Annotated in this window: 14 protein-coding genes and 1 pseudogene; 9 read left to right on the forward strand and 6 right to left on the reverse strand. The window is 47.8% G+C overall.

Annotated elements, in window-relative coordinates; translation table 11 throughout:
* Positions 1-50 precede the first annotated feature (50 nt).
* Complete coding sequence (locus IAQ59_RS03600) at positions 51-611, forward strand: YdeI/OmpD-associated family protein (protein WP_209329403.1); 561 nt, start codon at positions 51-53, stop codon at positions 609-611.
* 180 nt (positions 612-791) lie between these two features.
* On the opposite strand, the gene IAQ59_RS03605 is transcribed toward IAQ59_RS03600, so the two are convergent.
* On the reverse strand, positions 792-1,076 hold the full coding sequence (locus IAQ59_RS03605; RefSeq protein WP_209329404.1) for a GNAT family N-acetyltransferase: 285 nt from the start codon (positions 1,074-1,076) through the stop codon (positions 792-794).
* Positions 1,077-1,347: 271 nt separating this feature from the next.
* Here IAQ59_RS03605 and IAQ59_RS03610 point away from each other — a divergent pair, with 271 nt between their 5' ends.
* The 4 genes from IAQ59_RS03610 to IAQ59_RS03625 all read left to right on the forward strand — a co-directional run bounded on the left by IAQ59_RS03610 (position 1,348) and on the right by IAQ59_RS03625 (position 6,750).
* The gene (locus IAQ59_RS03610; RefSeq protein WP_245189403.1) at positions 1,348-2,616 is read left to right on the forward strand and encodes a dipeptidase; all 1,269 of its coding nucleotides are present in this window, start codon (positions 1,348-1,350) and stop codon (positions 2,614-2,616) included.
* Positions 2,617-2,989: 373 nt separating this feature from the next.
* The gene (locus IAQ59_RS03615) at positions 2,990-3,973 is read left to right on the forward strand and encodes a glycosyltransferase family 2 protein (protein ID WP_209329405.1); all 984 of its coding nucleotides are present in this window, start codon (positions 2,990-2,992) and stop codon (positions 3,971-3,973) included.
* 15 nt (positions 3,974-3,988) lie between these two features.
* Positions 3,989-5,809: an ABC transporter ATP-binding protein gene (locus tag IAQ59_RS03620; protein ID WP_209329406.1), complete on the forward strand. Its 1,821-nt coding sequence runs from the start codon at positions 3,989-3,991 to the stop codon at positions 5,807-5,809.
* Positions 5,806-6,750: a glycosyltransferase gene (locus IAQ59_RS03625; RefSeq protein ID WP_209329407.1), complete on the forward strand. Its 945-nt coding sequence runs from the start codon at positions 5,806-5,808 to the stop codon at positions 6,748-6,750. Before IAQ59_RS03620 ends, IAQ59_RS03625 begins: the two co-directional genes overlap by 4 nt.
* On the opposite strand, the gene IAQ59_RS03630 is transcribed toward IAQ59_RS03625, so the two are convergent.
* Positions 6,737-7,624, reverse strand: coding sequence for a glycosyltransferase (locus tag IAQ59_RS03630; RefSeq protein ID WP_209329408.1), 888 nt, complete (start codon positions 7,622-7,624; stop codon positions 6,737-6,739). The two genes, IAQ59_RS03625 and IAQ59_RS03630, sit on opposite strands and share 14 nt — an antisense overlap.
* A gap of 169 nt (positions 7,625-7,793) precedes the next feature.
* Here IAQ59_RS03630 and IAQ59_RS22280 point away from each other — a divergent pair, with 169 nt between their 5' ends.
* Positions 7,794-9,047, forward strand: coding sequence for a DcaP family trimeric outer membrane transporter (locus IAQ59_RS22280; RefSeq protein ID WP_245189404.1), 1,254 nt, complete (start codon positions 7,794-7,796; stop codon positions 9,045-9,047).
* Positions 9,048-9,052: 5 nt separating this feature from the next.
* On the forward strand, positions 9,053-10,057 hold the full coding sequence (gene glsA, locus IAQ59_RS03640; RefSeq protein WP_209329409.1) for a glutaminase A: 1,005 nt from the start codon (positions 9,053-9,055) through the stop codon (positions 10,055-10,057).
* Between the two features lie 374 nt (positions 10,058-10,431).
* Here glsA and IAQ59_RS22710 read toward each other — a convergent pair.
* The 4 genes and pseudogenes from IAQ59_RS22710 to IAQ59_RS03660 form a co-directional block, all read right to left on the reverse strand.
* Positions 10,432-11,948 (reverse strand): annotated as a pseudogene (locus IAQ59_RS22710) (IS1182 family transposase); the annotation flags it as partial.
* A 613-nt stretch (positions 11,949-12,561) separates the two neighbouring features.
* The gene (locus IAQ59_RS03650) at positions 12,562-14,283 is read right to left on the reverse strand and encodes a hypothetical protein (protein ID WP_209329410.1); all 1,722 of its coding nucleotides are present in this window, start codon (positions 14,281-14,283) and stop codon (positions 12,562-12,564) included.
* A gap of 155 nt (positions 14,284-14,438) precedes the next feature.
* A complete protein-coding gene (locus IAQ59_RS03655) occupies positions 14,439-15,668 on the reverse strand; it encodes an aminotransferase class V-fold PLP-dependent enzyme (protein ID WP_209329411.1) in 1,230 nt (409 codons plus the stop codon).
* Between the two features lie 103 nt (positions 15,669-15,771).
* The gene (locus tag IAQ59_RS03660; RefSeq protein WP_245189407.1) at positions 15,772-17,346 is read right to left on the reverse strand and encodes a sulfatase family protein; all 1,575 of its coding nucleotides are present in this window, start codon (positions 17,344-17,346) and stop codon (positions 15,772-15,774) included.
* A 194-nt stretch (positions 17,347-17,540) separates the two neighbouring features.
* On the opposite strand from IAQ59_RS03660, the gene IAQ59_RS03665 reads away from it, so the two are divergent.
* Both IAQ59_RS03665 and IAQ59_RS03670 read left to right on the forward strand, forming a co-directional pair.
* Entirely contained in the window at positions 17,541-18,209 is a 669-nt protein-coding gene (locus IAQ59_RS03665) for a 3-keto-disaccharide hydrolase (RefSeq protein WP_209329412.1), read from the forward strand.
* Between the two features lie 21 nt (positions 18,210-18,230).
* Complete coding sequence (locus tag IAQ59_RS03670) at positions 18,231-19,580, forward strand: Gfo/Idh/MocA family protein (RefSeq protein ID WP_209329413.1); 1,350 nt, start codon at positions 18,231-18,233, stop codon at positions 19,578-19,580.
* The last annotated feature ends 122 nt before the right edge of the window (positions 19,581-19,702 follow it).

A 19,702-nucleotide genomic window follows, 5' to 3' on the forward strand; every position in this document is an offset into this window, starting at 1 on the left:
CTATTTTGGGGATGTGGATAATTATTTCGTGCCTCTACAAATGCAACCAAATGAAAAAAGCAACAATCTGGCAAGAAGAAATCAATCAGCTAAAGGAAATCATCCAACAAACTCCCTTGGCGCACAGCGTTAAATGGGGAATGGATGTCTATACCCTTGAGGGAAAAAACATCGTAGGAATATCCGGATTCAAATCCTATTTTGGGCTTTGGTTCTACAATGGGGTGTTTCTTTCCGATCCCAAGGGCGTACTGGTCAGCGCCCAAGAAGGCAAAACCAAAGCCATGCGGCAATGGAGGTTTCAGTCAGCCGAAGAGATCGATGAAGCAGGTATTATGGACTATCTCCAAGAAGCGATCCAATTGGAAAATGAAGGAAAGCGCTGGACGCCAGAGAAATCGGATAGCCTAGAGATCCCACAGGTGCTAGCGACGGCACTGGAACAGGATGCGGTACTTCTGGAAAATTTCGAAAGCCTCAGCCCCTACAAACGCAAGGAGTACGTTGGATACATAAGCTCCCCCAAGCAAGAAAAGACACGGACAACCCGACTAGAGAAATGCCTCCCACTAATCCTTGATGGAAAAGGACTAAATGATCAATATAAGTAACCTATCATCGCCATACAAAAATGCCCCGCAACCTAAAAAAAACGCCCTGGTTTGTAATGATCGAAAGAACAGGATAAAGCGCATTAGGGGATAACCAATTGATTATAAATGCGACGAAGCAGCATACTTTCGGGAAATCGTTGCTGTGCGATGACCTGCTTTACAATTTTTGATTCGATTCTATCGCTTTAAGACATCTCCCATTTCGGGATTTTGCGCAAACACTGTCCTGGCAAAAGGGCACAGCGGTATTACCTGAAGGCCATTTTTCCGGGCCCAAGCGACTGCTGCCCATACTAATTTCTTTCCTGCACCTGTACCTCGCAATGCATCAGCTACCTCGGTGTGATCAATGATTATCAGCGATTCTCCTGCCTTGCTGTAAGTCATTTCTCCTAGGATCTGCTGATCTTGCTCTATGAAAAAACTCCCTTTGTTGTTGCTTTCTTGATGTTGGATATCCATTTTTAGGGCATATAAATGTGATTAAAAAGCCTTTGGAATGCCTTCTTGCTTCACTTCCGGATGCTTTTCTACCTGAAATTTTTCAATCCAAGTCTTTCTAACCATGATTTCTTTCCATATACTCTTTAGGCAAACTACATATGTTCATCAAACAAATAATCCGACCACAAAGATTCAATCCAACGTTCTCCTCACCTTTTTTTCGCTGCGCTTATTTAATAATGATTTCATCTTGTAACTTAGCGGCATCAACCAATATTCACTTCATACAATGAAAAACCAACAACCACTAACAACCATCTGGGGGAAAACCTTGGCCACCGGACTGCTGATATCAGGAGCCGCCGTCAGCTTTTCCTGTGAAAAAGAGCCTGACCTAATGGCAATCGCTGACAGCATCCATAGCCGGGTACTGAAAATCGACACTCACGCCGATACGCCACTTCAGATGGCCCGTCCGGGATTTGACCTGCGGGAAGAGCATGATCCCTGGAAAACCGGCTCTCAGGTAGACATCCCGCGCATGGAAAAGGGCGAATTAAACGGCTTGTTTATGGTGGCCTACTTGGGACAAGGCCCTCGGGACAGCGCTTCCCACGTGGCTGCGGACGAAAAGATGACCGGATATTTCGAGCTAATCCACCAAGCAGTCGCAGACAACGGGGATAAACTGGCGATTGCCCACGATCCGAAGGACTTCAAAACCATCGCGGAGGCAGGCAAAATGGCCATTTTTATCGGTATGGAAAACGGGTACCCCTTGGGGACCGACATCACCAAAGTCCGCAAGTTTTACGACATGGGCGCACGATATATCACCCTAAGTCACAGTGCCAATAATGAAATCTGTGATTCTTCCACCGACCCCAACGGTCCCGAACACGGCGGGCTAAGTGAATTTGGAGAGGAAGTAGTCAAAGAAATGAACCGATTGGGTATGATGATCGATGTATCCCATATTTCCGATGAGGCTTTTTACGACGTGCTGGCAATCAGTACAGCACCCATCGTAGCTACCCATTCCTCTGCAAGGTCACTTTGTGACCACCCTCGTAACCTAACAGACGACATGATCGTGAAGCTTGCCAAAAACGGAGGCGTGGTGCAGGTAAATGCCCTGAGTGCCTACGTAAAAACCCCCGAGCCGAACCCTACACGCGATGCCGAGATGGAGGCCCTACGGGAGGCATTCGGCCCCATGCAGGAACTAAGTGACGAACGCCGGAACGAGTACCGGGCGGAAATGATGAAGATCCGTGAAAAATACAAAGCCGATCTGGCCACCGTATCCGACTACGTAGATCACATTGATCATATTGTTAACTTGGTGGGCATCGAACACGTGGGCATCGGCATGGACTTGGACGGTGGTGGCGGACTTGCCGACTGCTATGATATCAGCGAGATAAAAAACATCACCATTGAGCTGGTAAAGCGTGGCTACTCCGAGAAAGACATTGAAAAAATCTGGAGCGGAAATTTTATGCGCGTATTCGAAGAAATCATGCAGTCAGGTACTACTTCCGTACGACCGCTCTGATCAACCCGAATGTAAATTCAACAAAGCCTTCCTCTTTTGCTAGGGGAAGGCTTTTTTATAGATTATTTAGACAACGCTCCATGATCCATTATATGAACTTGGCGTCCAGTAAATCCTTCAGCATGAACTACGTAGCAATTAACCGAACCTTCAAACGCCAAACCTTCTAGCATTCCCTTTGATGCCGTCAATAAACGGGAATAACGGAATATCCATTCCGAACCAAAACATGCTCACATGTACCCCTCTCTCGCCGGTGCCTTCTATATGGGGCTAGGTTAGCATTTGCCAAAATATTTCCCCTCGCTTGTAGCGTTTGCGGTGCAGGCTACGTCTCGGGAGAAACCAACTTTATTTGCTAACCCATTTTGTGATGAAGAAGTCCATTTCTGTCATTATCCCGAACTTTAACGGGAAAGCCCTGCTGGAAGAATACCTGCCATTTACCATAAATGCCCTGGAAGTTGCCGACACCCCTTACGAAATCATCGTAGTAGACGACGCCTCCACCGACAACTCCGTGGATTTTCTCCGCGCCCGGTATCCCTGGATAATCGTGTTACAAAATGAAAAAAATAGCGGTTTTTCCCATTCCTGCAACCAAGGCCTGCATGCTGCACGACACAAACTGGTGTTTTTCCTCAACTCGGATGTCAAGCTTACGCCCGACTATTTCATGCATCAGTGGAAGTACTTCGAGCACGGGGACACATTTGGAGTAATGGGTAAAATCTTGGAAATGGACTCCCAAAAAATTGAGGTAGCTGCCCGTTCCCTTAAAAACGTGGGCTTAAAATTTAAGACCAACAAGCTTTTTTATCAGCGGGACGAAAATGGCCAAACGCCTACCGCCTTTCTATCGGGGGCAAATGCCCTGATCGACGCCAAAAAGATGCGCACACTGGGCGGCTTCGACGAGATCTTCTCACCCTACTACAGCGAAGACTTGGATTTGGGCTTACGTGCCTGGCGACTGGGATGGATGTGCTATTACGAGCACCAATCCACCTGCTACCACCGAGGCTCCTTTACCACCAAGACCCAATGCCTCAAAAAACAAGTAAAGCAGATCTATTTCCGAAACCGGTTTATGGTTCACGCCATCCACTTAGAAACCCATATGCTGCCATTTTGGTTTGTACAAGTGCTGCTTCTGGAATTGCTCCCGAAACTGCTGATGGGACAGTTTTGGTACCTCAAAAGCTACATGTCCTTTATCGGCCGATTGGAAGCCATCTACTCCTCCAAGGAAAAATTTAGTCATTTGATGAAGGCCCATAACCGCCAAATGTCTATTTTTGACCTTCAAAAACAAGTAAAAAAGACCCTGCCGAAGAAAAAACTGGTATGGTTGTAACCGCAGGTAGTTATCATGCACACCTATTTTAGGCTACTTTCCTTTGCGAAACCGATCGAAAAATACGCCATCCCCTATTTGATCATGACCCTGCTGGCGGTCGTGTTCAATACCCTGAACCTTGCACTGCTTGCACCACTTCTAAACACGCTGTTCAAAGAGGGCGGAAACGTAGCGGTAGAAAAGCCCGATTCCCTGACGGACATTATGGGGCAGTTCGACTATTACACCTACTACATACACCACGAGTTTGGCCCCTTTCGTGCACTTCAGGTAGTCTGTGTGGTGATCGTACTTTCGGTATTCCTAAGCAATTTTTTCCGCTATTTTTCCCAGAGGGTAATGGAAAATCTCCGGATTCATACGCTGCTCAACCTCCGCAAGCGGGTGTTTGACAACGTGATGGACCTGCAGGTGGAGTATTTCAACAGTCAGCGAAAAGGGAATATCATTTCCAAAATCTCTTCAGACGTGCAGGTCGTGCAGTTTAGCGTGACGAGCACCCTACAGGTCTTGTTTAAGGAACCCCTTCAGCTCCTTGCCTACCTGTTTATCCTGTTTGCCATATCGATCAAACTGACTCTTTTTGCCATGCTGGTGATACCAATTTCGGGATTTATCATTTCCCGGATCGTCAAACGCTTAAAAGAACAGGCCACCGATGCGCAGCAGCGCTACGGGATGATGATCAGCCTGCTGGACGAGGCCCTCTCCGGCATCAAGATCATAAAAGCATTCAATGCCACCGAACGGATAAAAAATAAATTTCACAGCGAAAACGTCGCCTATTCCAACTTAGGCCGCAAAATGGCTTACCGCCAGCAACTGGCTTCGCCCGTTTCCGAAACCCTTGGCGTAACCATGGTTGCCATCATCGTACTCTATGGTGGTTCCCTGGTGATGACCAATCAGTCCGCCCTCTCTGCCGCCGAATTCATTACCTACATCGCCATTTTTTCACAGATCATGCGGCCTGCCAAGGCCATCACCGAGTCGTTCAGTACCATCCATTCGGGTATTGCCGCCGGCGAACGCGTGCTACAACTGATCGATGAGAAACCCAGCATTACCGACGATCCCCAAGCGGTCATTTTGGAGGAATTTACCAAAAACATCGAAATGCAAGGGGTTGGATTTCATTACGGGGAAAAAGCCATCCTAAAAAATATCCACCTGACGGTTCCGAAAGGAAAAACCGTTGCCCTAGTGGGGCCATCTGGGGGAGGGAAGTCCACCTTGATGGACCTAATACCCCGCTTCTTGGAAGTAACCGAAGGGATCATTATGATCGATGATATTCCTATCAGTAAGATCAACACCCACTCCCTTCGCTCCCACATCGGTATCGTCAATCAGGAGTCCATCCTGTTCAATGACAGCATTCGCAATAATATCGCTTTTGGCAAGCCCGAGGCTAGCATGGAGGACATCATTCATGCAGCCAAAATCGCCAACGCCCACGAGTTTGTGACCAAAACCCCCAAAGGGTATGATACTAACATGGGTGATCGGGGAGTCAAATTATCGGGTGGACAAAAACAACGGATATGCATTGCAAGGGCTGTACTGCAGAACCCCTCCATACTGCTGCTTGACGAGGCTACCTCTGCGTTGGATACCGCCTCTGAAAAGCTGGTACAGGAAGCCCTAAACAATCTCATGAAGAACCGAACCACCCTGGTCATTGCCCACCGTCTGTCTACCATCCAAAATGCCGACTGGATTGTGGTATTGGATGATGGCAAGATCGTGGAAGAAGGTACCCATGCGGAATTGTTGTTCAAAGAGGGCCTCTATGCCCGGCTGATCGATATGCAACAATTTGCCCAATCATGAGCAAACAAACCCCGTTGGTTTCCATAGCAATCTGCACCTACAACGGAGAAAAATACCTTGCGGAACAATTGGAATCCCTGCTCCGTCAAACCTATACCCCACTGGAAATTGTACTGGTGGATGATCGGTCCACGGACGGAACCTGGCAATTGGCCAATCAGTATGCTATACGATTTCCCCAGCTTCGGGTACTTCAAAACACTGAAAACCTCGGGTACCAGAAAAACTTTGAAAAAGCACTGGGGCTTTGCCTTGGTACCTTTGTCTGCCCTTCCGATCAGGACGATATCTGGGAGCCCAGCAAGGTGGAAAAACTCGTCTCACAAATCGGAGACAACTTGCTGATCTACCACGATTCGCTGTTTGTTAATAAAGACGGCCTAAGCCTGGGAAGGTATATGTCTGACGAGTTTACCATGATTTCTGGATCAAACCCTCAAGCGTTCCTTTTCTTCAACTGCGTATCGGGACATGCCTTGATGGTGCGAAAATCCCTGCTGGAAACCACTTTACCATTTCCCTCGCTGGGAGTTTACGACCACTACCTCGCCTTTATGGCGAGCACGCGAGGACAAATCGCTTATGTGCCCGAGCCGCTAGTGATGCACCGGCGCCACGAAGAGAACGCCACGGACGTATTGGGGTTCCGAAAACCAAAAAGCCGCTATCAAATCACCCAAACGAGGATGCTGCGGGAAAACGAATGGTTTCGCCTATGCGCAGCTGCGTCCGGTCACGAAGCGTCACACTTGGCCAATAGCCTTTGGAACGCTGCAAAAAACCGTACACACAACTTGGTAAACCCTGCATTTGGATACTTGGTATGGAAGCACCAGCGCAGTTTGGTTCAGATTCCCAAAAAGAAATCCTACCATGGTTTCGGCTTTGTGTTTCGCCAAATCTGGGGATTGAAAGCCAAGTCGCTGTTTAAGTTCTCCTAAATGACCCCAAATAGCCCTTTGCATAGCTATAATACATTTTCAGATAGGTCAGCTTATTCAACTGCATAAGCTCTCCCCGATGCAGCACCTTCCAGGCAAGACCATAGGCCCCATTCTCCTTAAGAATTCGGATAATGTGGCGGTAGGTTCGCTTCTCGCAATTGATGCGTTCTCGCTTGGTGATGGGCACCACCGTTTTGGGTAGCTTATGGGCCCATTTTTCATGGACCTTCCAGGAACTGGCAACCCACTCAGCATCCAAACTGCCCTCTGAAAAATGTTCTAACCGAATATCCAAGAGCACCGCAACTTGGTATTTTTCTCCGATCGCCAGGGAAATATCAATGTCATAGCCATGAAACCCGCGTAAATACGCCTCGTCGAACGGAATTTCCAGGATCACGGACTTACGGCTGGCCAAAAACACGCCGTCCACGACGACCACCCGGGCCAAGGATTCCCCTTCGGTGTTGAAGTATTGATGGATGGGTTCACGCTGTTCGCGCTTGAAATGCTGCACCAGGTTGATTTTTACAAACCGTTCGCGCAAGCCTTCGGCACCCCAGCCCGACATGATTTTCGGCTTATGGGCTGCCCCGGCAATCCCCACCAAACCGATTTCGGGTCTGCGCAGTGCCTCCACGAGCTTGGCGCCCCAGTTTGACGTGGCGAATTTCACGTCCTCGTGCACAAAGCACAGGTAATCGTATTTGGAATTGGCGGCACCCCGGTTATACACCTCGCAGATACCTTTGGGATTGACACGGTTATCGATGGCCACGATCTCATACGGGATTCCTACGGTTTCGTCGATGTTTCGGCTTACCTCAGAAAGGAGATCCGGGTTTGCCGAACAAATGATGATACTCAACATAAAAAAGGTAGTTAATACAGTTGGTTTTGCTTTCAGGACGTACTTGCGTCCCTTTTTGTCTTAAAGAGGGCAAAAAATATTCCAGAAAACCCTCAAACATTTTAATCAGGGATAGGTTAAACCCTCATATAAATTTAACGTTTTAGGAACTTTTAAAATTTATTTCATCATGAAAATTTCTTCTACAGGGATAATTGCTGTATTGTTGTCTATAATCTTAATTTTTCCTGCTAAAAGTCAAAACAAACCACCCATAGACGTTGAATTTACGGGAATGTTTTGGTTCATAACTACCTATAATTTTCAATCATCAGATCCCAATTGGGCGGAAATGTTAAGACCAACGCGAGTATTGGATGATTCAGGCAGGCCGTTTGCAGACAATGGATTATTTTCTATTAGTGTGAGACCTTCTAGGGTTGGCTTTAACACGCGGCAGGCAACCACAAAGGGGGATTTAATTACGCGTTTTGAGTTGGATCTAGTAGGTGGAGGAAGCAATGCAGGAGAAACATTTTTTCGGGTTTTTAATGCCTATGCAGAATGGAACAGATGGACATTTGGAAAAAGAAACTCCGTTTTTATGGATGGGAGTGTGGTACCAAATACGGTTGAATTTTTCGGACCAAATGGAATGGTTCTGTTAAGAAATATTCAGGTGAGTTACAAAGTCGTAGACTCCCAGAAATCTCAAGTTCAAATAGGGTTGGAAAATCCTTCGGCCAGTTCAGATTTGGGTCCCTTCCGTGAAGACTTCACATTTCGAGAAAAACTCTCCGACATAGTATTTACCAACAAACTACCCGCATTGACGTTCCACTACAGAAGAAATTTCGAGCATGGTCATTTTCAGGCTGGATGGGTTACAAAGTACATTTCATGGTTTGATAGAGGCAGTACACCTGCGAGCGATTTTTCGGGTGAAACTTGGGGCTATGGGATCAACATATCAGGAAGCATCAACCCGACTGGTAAAATAAGACTTTTGGGTTCCGTCGTTACAGGCAGGGGAATTCAAAACTTTTTGAATGACGGTACGGCCGATGTAGGGGTAAAGGCAAACCCAACAAATGTAATCACTCCTATCAACGGGGCTGCTATCCCCTTCTACGCTGTTATGGCTGCAAGTGAAATTACGTTAGCAGAAACACTGAGCTCAACAGTTGCTTTTTCCCGAGTTGTAAACCAAACCTTTGAATCGCAACTAAGTACATCCTTTCAGAGTGGCAGCTACTTGACTGTTGGGCTAATTCATAGGCCTATTCCGGGAATATCCTTTGGACTTGAATATCAACATGCCAACCGACAGAATGCAAATTTTGCCGGAGCACCAGAGTTTGAATTACCAGCAGCTCAGGGAAACTTCTTTGCTATCAATAAAATACAGGCAAATTTCGTGTATCGTTTCTCTAAAACTAATTAACCGATATGAACATTCAAAAAATACTTGCTATCGCAGTTTTTTGGGTAATCAGCTTTTCTTCGATTGCCCAAAACCAACAAGAAATCCAACAAGTAGTGGAACAAGCTTACCGTGAGTTTAAAGGCATCCAAGAAGGGAAAAACGCGGATTACATCAAAGAACTGGCAAAAGTCGATTCCTCTATTTTCGGCATTGTCATGGTAGATACTGATGGAAACATTTACTCAGCGGGAGACCATTTTTCACAAGTATCCATTCAAAGTGTATCCAAAGCTTTTGTACTTTCACTTGTTTTGAATCAATCAGGTCCGGCTGTAATCAAAGAAAACGTAGGTGCCAATGCTACGGGCTTTCCGTTCAATTCTATCATTGCCATGGAGATCAATAGAGAGTCGGGTATTAACTCTATGGTGAATGCAGGTGCCATCGCTACTACGAGCTTGGTAAATGGTGAGACAGCAAATGATAAATGGGAGGCTATTGTTAGCAAATTATCGGAATTTGCAGGACGAACGCTTGAAGTAGATGAACCGGTTTACATTAGTGAAGCAGGCGACAACCAACGAAACGTAGCGCAAGCACACCTTCTGAAAGCATACAATAAAATCTACTTTGATGCCGATCAATCAGTAGATATCTATACGAGGCAATGCGCACTCAGTGTACACGCTCGTGACCTGGCTACGATGGCAGCAACCTTGGCAAGCGGAGGAATCAACCCGATCACCAATAAACGTGTTGTCTCTGCTGAAGCAGTCTCCTACACACTACCGGTCATGGCTACGGCGGGGCTTTACGAAAACTCGGGAAAATGGTTGTACCAAACCGGGTTGCCTGGAAAAAGTGGTGTTGGCGGTGCATTGATAGCCGTTGTCCCTGGGAAATTCGGTATAGCAGTAGTTTCTCCTCCTTTAGATGAAGCTGGAAATTCCGTGAAGGGTCAGCTCGCTATTAACTACATTGTGGAAAAACTTAAGCTCAATCCCTACTTGGTAGCGTCAAATCCATAAATGCCGGAGCTTGACCTCCACTGACTTCTACACAGATTGAAATATCTCAACAAGTAAACATCAGGTTAGTCGAACTCATTCCCAGTAAGCAACCCTCATTTGGCTAGGAACTATAAAAACCTATGTCAAGAAAAAACAACTGGTTCAAAATGTACTAACATGAGAACCAAACCCTCTCCCACAATTAGAAAAAGAGGCTGTCCGAAAAGGGCAGCCTTTTTTTATGCGGCCAGTCTTCCGGATATCCCGGAAAAGTTTGAATTTCCAATGTATAGGGGCATGGATGGAAAGAAAGAGTGATTTTCACCCAAATGTAGCGTTATGCAAGCCGGTTTTGGAGACGTGAAGACAGTTTTGGCCGGAGAAACGGCTGCCGCTACGAGCTTCCGCAAGCTATGGCCTATCGCCATCAGCATAAGCTCCATGGTGACTTTTTCCAACCCGTTGAATGTGAACTGGTTAAACTTGTTGTTGCTTTTCAGCTGGCCGAACACCGCTTCGGGCTCTATCGGCCGGTTGCTGCTGTGGATGAGTCCCCTCTCGCTGGTCAGCAGCTCCCTTGCCGTTGCCTTGAGCTCATTTAGGCGGTGGTTTACTTCAATTTTCCGGTTCCCCTGCCCCTGGTGGCACAGCCCCCGCAGCGGACACCCTTCACACCGCCGTGACTGGTAGTAAGTGACCCGGGATTCATACCCGTTGGCCGAAACCCGTTTGCCGCTTCCCGTCTTTTCCATCCTTTGGCCCATCGGGCACACATAAAAGTCCCCTTTCGCGTTGTAAAACAGGTTCTGGGGAAGAAAGGGGTTGCTCTTTGTTTTCTTTTTCTGCTCTTTGTGGAAGTAATTGTACTTTACATAAGCCGCCGCCCCCTTTTTCCCGAGCATTTCATAGTTTTCCTCACTGCCGTAACCGGCATCGGCCACCAATTCGGAGCTTTGCTTTTCATAGGCCTCTTCAAAGCCTTCCAGATGAGATTCCAGCGTGGTGGTATCTCCCGGTGTCTGGTGGATGGAAGCATGTGTAATAAACTGGATTTCAGTCGAGATCTGTGCGTTGTAGGCGGGCTTTAACTCCCCGTTCTTCATGTGGTCGTCCTTCATCCGCATAAAGGTGGCATCCGGGTCGGTCTTGCTGTAAGAGTTCCTCCGGTCCGGGATCTTCAGGTCTTCCTCAAATTTTTCCAGTTTGGGGAGGTGCTCTTCCTGGAGCTTGCGCAGCTCCTTTTCCTGCTTTTTTGTAGGTTCTTTCAGCCTTCTGTTCAGCTCGGCCAGTTTTTCCCTCAGTTCTTCGGAATTGATCTCCCTGGGAAGCTCCTCTTTGTTGGTTTCCCGGTTATCGGACTGGATGCTGCTTTCGATGTCTGAAAGGACGCTGCCGATCTTCGCTTCCAGTTTTCCTTGTACTTCTCTACCGATCCCTTCCAGACGAAGGTATACCGGTTGGATCTTGCCTCGATCTTGTTGCCGTCGATGTATTGCACGTCAAGGCTCACATAGCCCATCCCGACAACCATCTTCACCACCTCGGCGAACAGCCTTTCGATGTGGTCTTTCAATATCTTTCCCCTGAAGTCGTTGATGGTCCTGAAGTCGGGCGTGGAATTGCCCGAAATATACATGAAGTGGATGTTCTCGGTGAGCGCCTTGGCGATTTTCCGGCAGGAGTACACGTTGGACAGGTAGCTGTAAAACAGCAGTTTGATCATCATCCTGGGATGGTAGGCGGAGGTGCCGCCACCTTTGTACATCTTCATTATCTCACTGATATCCAGCGAGCCTACTGCCGAATCCACCAGACGTACGGGATGGTTATCGGGTATTCTGTCAAAAATGTTGACCGGGAAAAGTTCGGGGGTCTTGCCGGTCTGGTTTTTAAAAACTAACTTGGCCATAGTTGCTTTTTTGTGCAACTCCAAATTACCAATTTTGGAGAAAAAAACAACTGATTAGAGGCTGTCCGACTTTTCGGACAGCCTCTTTTTTTGACAAACAATCCATTTCTCTAACGTTACACTCGAAATAAATAATCTGTTGTTCTAAAATACAAACTCTTGATAAACAATCTGGACTAAATGCGCTTTACGTGAATCAATTTCTTAATGTGTTTTAACCTAAACAATCTACAATTTGCCCCTCCTCATTCCCCATGCTCCTAATCCAAAGGAAAATGCAGCTGTGAGATAAGCGTATAGTCCACTGGCAAAGAAGAGTACAAGTGCTACTACTCCAAGAAAAACCAGAATCAAATAAATCCACTTAAATGTAATCGAATTCACCCGCATAGTGATTACCTCCCTCTATAGATGACGCTTCCAACAAACATAACAAGTACGCATGTACCTAACAAACAAGCTTTTCCGTAACCGACCTCATAAGCATTTGCGCTTCCTCGTGCTATTATATCGCTAACTCCTTGTATATAATTAAGTGTTTATTACTATTACAAAAATATTTTTATCTACTGAAAAAAATTTTCAGTGGCCCCATTTTCTTTTTAGGTACCGCCTACGTGATCAAAAAGCGCTCCCGAAAGGGTGTCATACCGGTCAAATAGACCGTGGGCGAACTGGTACGTGGTAATCCGCCGCGAATGTCGACCCACTGATGAGTGTGGTGCCCTGGACCAAACGTGATGGTATCTTCGCCGGCCTTGTACGTCCCCATCTCGCTTTTTAGGAAGTAAACATCTGGAAGCGAAGGATGTGCTTCCACGCCGCTGAAAGTTCCACCCGGCCGGAAAATAAACTCAAGGGCAAAAGGAACATGGTCTGTGCCGCCGATTTCAATATCCAATGCAAAGCCCCCATCCACTTCACTGATGACAACCTGCGCTCGGTATTGCTGGACTTCCGACTGAGGACGAAGCGCACGAGGCATCTTCTCCCAGTCTCCGTCGTCGGGCAGGTGCTCGATCGGAAGTGGCTGATAATAGGGCCCTTGAAGCGAATTTTCGAGTACAAACTTCCCGTCGCGCTGTTCGATGTGTTCACTCACAAATTGCCCTTTGCCAAAAAAGGCACTGGCAAAACGGATCCCCTGCAATACCGCCTCTTTCTTGTGAAAGTTAAAGAAGGCTGCTGAATTGGCCAGAATGGAGGCATCGAAGTCACCCCTTCGGATCCTGGCCAAGCCAGAATGGGAAAACAGTTTTGAGTAGGATACCGGTAAAGGTGTGGATTTGGGAAGCTCCTGCCACAACGAAGGATCTTCCAAAAAATAGTGTAGAAACCCGGTGACTTTAGAAAAGGCCGTTTGCTCGATTAACCTACAGGCCGCGGCAAATTGAGGATTCTGATCCTTTAGTGCCAAGTACCTGTAGGGATAATAGTAATTTTCCAAAAAACCCACGATGGAATTGTCCTGCCTTCCAGAAGCTTCGGTGACGATCTCCCCATTAGGGTGGATGTAGTAAAAGGTCATTTCCAGGTTTTTACGCACATACCCCAGCAACTCCGGCATATCGAAGCCCCTTGCAGTACTGATCAGCACCCGGTTGCTCAGTGATGAATAGATATAGCTGCTCCGTTCGTTGTATTGCCCATCCGGATCCAAATCAATGCGCTCGGCCAGCCATTGCTCGGCGCGCTTGCGGTACCCGGGGTCAGGATTGATTTTGTACAGTTCTGCCAATGCCGAACATACCACCCAACGGTGATTGGGTGTGTGGATACCGCCCACTTTTAGTGCCTCACCGGCACGCTCCAAAAAAGTCCAAAGAGGCTTGGTAATTCGCTCTCTATGAGGCACACTGCTAGCAGCTAGCAGCCGATAACCCGGCGCCAACCATTTGACTATAAACCCATTGTCGGGTGTGGAGTGAAAATTGGTGGTTACCAAATCGACCGTTCCATCAGCATGTTGCAAGCCGAGCAACACGGAGGTAGCTGCACCAATTAAGGATACCAGGTCGGGATCCGATCGATAGGCAGATCCCTCGCTTAACAAGGCGTTCAACCCTGTTTTGATAAGCGAGGTGACCGAGTGAGCGGTGACCATCCCTACCCCGTCCGTCACCGAGCCATACTTGGAGGAAGTCGGATCGGTTTCTGTACGGCTGAGAATGGATTTTAGGCTTTGATCATTTTGCTTTATGAGCTGAACCATCCAGTCAGGCATTGCAGGCTGAGAGGAATTTGATTGCTCGGATCCAATGCCTGGCCACGTAGGAATAAAAGGAGCCAATACGGCGACCTTACTGTTGGTTTCCAAAAATTTTCTTCGGTTCATTGGGCTTAATTTCGGGTTGATGGATAAAGCCAAAGATAAGGGATTCAGAGAGCCCTACAAATAAGGGCTTATCTAAAGTCACCTACAAGGATCGCACATTTTTGCTCTTCTCCGGGAGCCGCAGCTATCATTGTCAATCCCGGTGGTGGGCAAAACTATGACACAGCGGCCTGCAACTCTTCTCTTAGTCGTTTTGCCACTACCTTTTCTTCTCCCTTATTGAGTGTAAAAACCGCCACCCGTAAATAATCCTGTCCTTCCCAGGAAATGGTTTCGATGGAAGGCGAGCCTTTTCGTAATCGATCGCCCAGTTGGGCCCCGGTTAGCGCTACCTTATCCTTGTCCCAAGACACTTTGAGAGTAGGGTTTTCATTGGCAATTTCCGGAATGAACGTCTCAGTACGGAAGCCTTCTATCCCCTCAATTTCACGGGCAATCAGGGCCACCCTTCGTTCCCATTCCTTCCAGTAGGCTTGATGGTCTCGGTTGATAAAGGTCTCCAAGGCTACCAACATACCAATGATCTCTTCCTTGTTCACTTTGTTTCCTCGGCCGATATTACCACCCCTAGGTGGCGCGTTCAGTCTTGCGGCAGCAATTAGGTCCTTTTTCCCCATCAAAATTCCGGCACTTTGCGGACCACATAGGGCCTTTCCACCGGAAATAGCCACCAAGTCAAAACCCATGTCGTTATACTTCCAAAGGTTCTCCACCGGAGGAACATCGGCCGCGATATCGTTCATGGTGGGGATTCCGTGCTTTCTGGCGATCGCAATCCACTCTTCGTGCTTGATTTGCCCTACCGGAGTTTCCCGGTTGAGGTACCACATCATGGCAGTATGTTCATTGATGGCAGCTTCCAATTCTTCCGTTGTTTCGATCAGGATTAGCTTTGCACCTGTATTGGTCAAAGCATGATGATAGCCGTTGGCATGCGACTTCTGTAGGATAATCTCCGATTTCATCCCACTACCGGCTAAGAAGGGCAGTTGGGCCACTTTTTTGGTATCTGTACCGGTCAATACTCCCGCAGTGCCGAGCACCAGTGCCGACCAACAACCCGCGGTAACCATGGCCGCTTCGGCATGGCAATGTTTCGCAATTTTGGCCCCCACTGCATCCTGTAGATCGTCCAACAGCACATAATGTTTGGACGCTTCCTGAATGGCGCCCATCACTTCGGACGGCATCAGCGACGCCGTCATGGAGGTATAATTGCCTGCTGCGTTGATAAAGGTGCGGAGTCCCATTTCCTGGATGACATTACGCGCGGGCAGGGCGGCGGCTGCATGGGAAGGCTTCCCAATTGCCCATTGGGTGCCAAACAAACCGCCCATTACTGGCAGAGCGGAAAGCCGTTTCAAGAGGTTTCTTCTGGTGATCATATCGGTTTCAAGATTCTAGCTTTGCATTGGGCTAAATCTACGAAAAAAAACACCACCTAACCTTCCAAAGATACCCGCTACCAACCGCTCGTAACGGATAATGTCAATCTTCCATCCAGCCGAGCTGTTCCCAAACTTCCGGCCCATCATTGGAAACCTTTTCTCCGGAGGTACTTCTCCCCTTCCTGATTAACCCGGTCAGTTCCTCCCTCAGTTGAATTGCACGCTGCGGCTCCTGGGCAATCAAATTGACCTGCTCTCCAGGATCCTGATCCAGTCGATACAACTGCATCTCAGGCAATCCCTCTATTTCATTGGAACGGGGCGCACTCCAGCCACCGGATCCCGGCCATAGGATAAGCTTCCAGGGGCCCTTTCGGATTGCAAAGCGGCCTTCAATGGAATGATGAACCACAGAAGGGCGGACTTCAACCTCCCCGCCGGTCCGAATCAACTTCAAAAAACTAAAACTATCTTCCGCCGTCCCGTTAGGGAGCGCATACCCGGTCAAGTCTGCCAGCGTAGCCATCAAATCCGTCGTGCATAAGAGGGCATCGGTACTTCTAGGTTTGGTGATTCCTGCCGGCCAGTGGACTACAAACGGAACCCGGTGTCCACCCTCGTAAATATCCGCCTTGTGACCTCGATAAACAAAACTAGGATTATGTCCTACCCGGGCCAGTTCCGGGAAGTTGGCACGGGGTGAGCACCCGTTATCACTGGTGAAAATCAGGATAGTGTTTTCGAGCAGGCCCCGCTCCTCCAAGGCTTGGGTGATTCGGCCTACCACATCATCCACCTGCAATACAAAATCCCCGTACATATTGGTGTTGCTTTTTCCCATAAACTCAGTTAAAGGTAAAATGGGGGTGTGGGGCGCCGGCAGTGGAAAATAGAGAAAAAAGGGCTCCGCCGCATGCCGATCGATATACGAAATGGCCTTATCCGTCAAATGGCTTAGGGAAAGGGTATGGTCAAAATCTGCCCCTGTGGGCCCTTCCCGCCAAAAACCTTTATCGTCTACATTGACCGTGGTTCTATTCGGAGGAGAAGTCACCCGGCCATTTTCCACGTATACATAGGGAGGTATATCGAGTGAGCTACTGAAGCCGTAAGAATAGCTGAAGCCAAGTTCCTTTGGCCCATTTAAAACCGGCTTACTGTAATCCACCGATAGATTGCGGTCCAGGTTATCGATAGTTTGATAAGATTCCATAAATGACCAATCCCATCCAAGGTGCCACTTCCCGATAAAAGCGGTATGGTAGCCAGCCTTTTGTAGCATGGAAGCGACCGTAAGCCGATCGTTGGGTATCAGCGGAGCAGAATATCCTCCCAAAACCCCACTTTTCAGGGTGGAGCGCCAGTTGTACCTTCCAGTAAGTATTCCGTAGCGGGTGGGCGTGCAGACTGCGGAACTCGTATGTGCATCGGTAAATTTAAGGCCGTTCTCGGCTAATCGATCGATATGCGTTGTAAAAAGCTTTGAATCTGGATTGTAGCTTGAAACATCTCCTATGCCCATGTCATCAGCTAGGATGTAGATGACATTCGGCATACGATCGGATTGAGCGAACGTAACAACAGGAAGTGAAAACAACAGGATCAACAAAAGATTCCGAGTGATTGTCATGCGAATAATGGGTTTAAGGAATAGAAAGTGGGCGATTATACTCATTTTTTCGCCATTTTCCGAGAAAATCCGAAATCCGCACAAAGCGATCCCCATTTGACGGATCGGTAAATGGAAATAAGCGCTAAGGAATCATCAAAATCAAAAAGTCTGCTTCGGCCAGCCTCAAATTCGCGGTTGGAAAAGGATTAATTCAAAATCTCCGTTAGATTTGTAAAAAACCTAAATATAGCCCCGGAATGAAGAAACATCACCTTTACCTTTCGATTGCAGGCATGGTCTTCGGCAGTTTGCTACTTGCCTCCGCCACCATGCTACAGGATTCTGAAAAAGGATTCAAAAAACTTTTTAACGGAAAAAACCTCAAGGGTTGGGTAGGAAACATGGAATCCTACAAAGCCAAAGATGGCATGATTGTCATTGAGCCTGGGCAGGGAAGCGGAGGAAACCTGTATACGGAGAAGGAATACGGGAATTTTGTGCTGCGCTTTGAATTTCAACTGACCCCTGGTGCAAACAATGGTTTGGGAATACACGCTCCACTCGAAGGAAATGCTGCTTACTTGGGCAAGGAACTTCAGATATTGGACAACACCGCAGAGAAATATGCCAACCTGAAGGATTACCAGGCGCACGGATCGGTATATGGCGTCATGCCTGCCAAAAAAGGCTACCTCAAGCCGGTCGGCGAATGGAATCAGCAGGAAGTGACCGTGGAACACCCCAAGATCAAAATCGTGCTAAACGGCACGGTCATTCTGGAGGGCGATTACGTGGAAGCGTCCAAAAACGGCACCATCGACGGAGAAGCACATCCTGGGTTACAGCGGAACCGTGGCCATATCGGCTTCCTAGGCCACGGCGACGTGGTCCATTTTCGAAACCTCCGAATCAAAGAACTGGATTAATCAACACTTTACATCAAAACAATGAACAACAACCTAGCAAACAACGCTCGTAGAGATTTTCTTAAGAAAGGCAGTTTGGGGGTGTTGGGCTTAACCATGGCCCCAACCCTTTTTGCCCAAGCCCGTGCCAACGGAAGACTTCGAACTGCCCACATTGGTCTCGGTTCGATGGGAATGGCTGACTTAAATGCCATTTCATCCCATGACCTGGTGGACGTCGTGGCACTATGCGACGTAGACAGTTCGCCGCTGGCAAAGGCCAAGGCCTTGCATCCAAATGCAAAAACCTTTGCGGACTATCGGGTGATGCTCAAAGAGCTAAAAAATGAAATCGACGCAGTCATTGTTTCTACTCCCGACCACACCCATGCCCCTGCTTCTATGATGGCGATGCAACTAGATAAGCCCGTCTACTGCCAAAAGCCACTTACCCACCATGTCACCGAAGCACGCGCGATGAAGAAGTTGGCAGCCAAAAAGAATTTAGTGACGCAGATGGGCATTCAAGTGCATTCCTTTTACGATTATAAACTAGCGACCCTGTTGATCCAGTCCGGTATCATCGGAAAGGTGCATACCGTAAGAGCTTGGTCCCCAAAGAACTGGGGCTTTGATGGCCCTTCTCCTTCAGGAAGCGATCCGGTGCCCGCCAACCTGGACTGGAATCTTTGGCAGGGTACTGCACCGGAGAGACCCTATAAAGAGGGTTATTACCACCCCGGCAACTGGCGGAAAATCCTCGATTACGGATGCGGCACGTTGGGAGACATGGGCGTACACATCTTTGACACTCCCTATAACGCACTGGAGCTGGATGTTCCTATGACGATTGTGAACGAATGCCGACAGCCAACGGGCTTTGGATTTCCCGAACACAACACCGTTACGTATGAATTTCCACAAACTAACTATACCGCAGAAACTTTGAAATGGGTATGGTATGACGGGACTGGCGCCCCTTCGGCACACGAAGACCTGAAACTGCCCAATGGCGAAGAGCTACCCGATCAAGGAGCCATGTTTATGGGTGAAAAGGGACGCCTGCTGCTGCCCCATTTCCAGCAATTGCCCCGATTGATCGTGGATGGCAAGTACCAAAAGATGGATATAGAAAAGTTCAATTTAGGCGCCCCGGTGAAGGACTATGAATCAGAAAGTAAAAAACACTACCACCAATTTGTGGATGCCTGCTTAGGCAAGGATGAGTGTTCGGCACCTTTTTCCTACTCCGCTAGACTAACCGAAACCATCCTGCTCGGTGTGATTGCCGGTAGATTTCCCAACCAAACGCTACACTGGGATAGCAAGAAGGCCAAATTTGCCGAAAAAGAAGCCAACCAATACTTGGACGGCAAGTACCGTAAATTCTAGCAAGAACGGGAAATCCCTTCCTGTCACCCCGCTAGGGTTGTTGAATTCTAATACGGGTAAATTGCTCCTTTAACGACTCATATAAATTGCCTTCGGTGCATAACCGGAGGCTTTTTGGTTTC

It is taken from the genome of Lunatimonas salinarum, assembly GCF_017811155.1.
Lineage (GTDB): Bacteria > Bacteroidota > Bacteroidia > Cytophagales > Cyclobacteriaceae > Lunatimonas > Lunatimonas salinarum.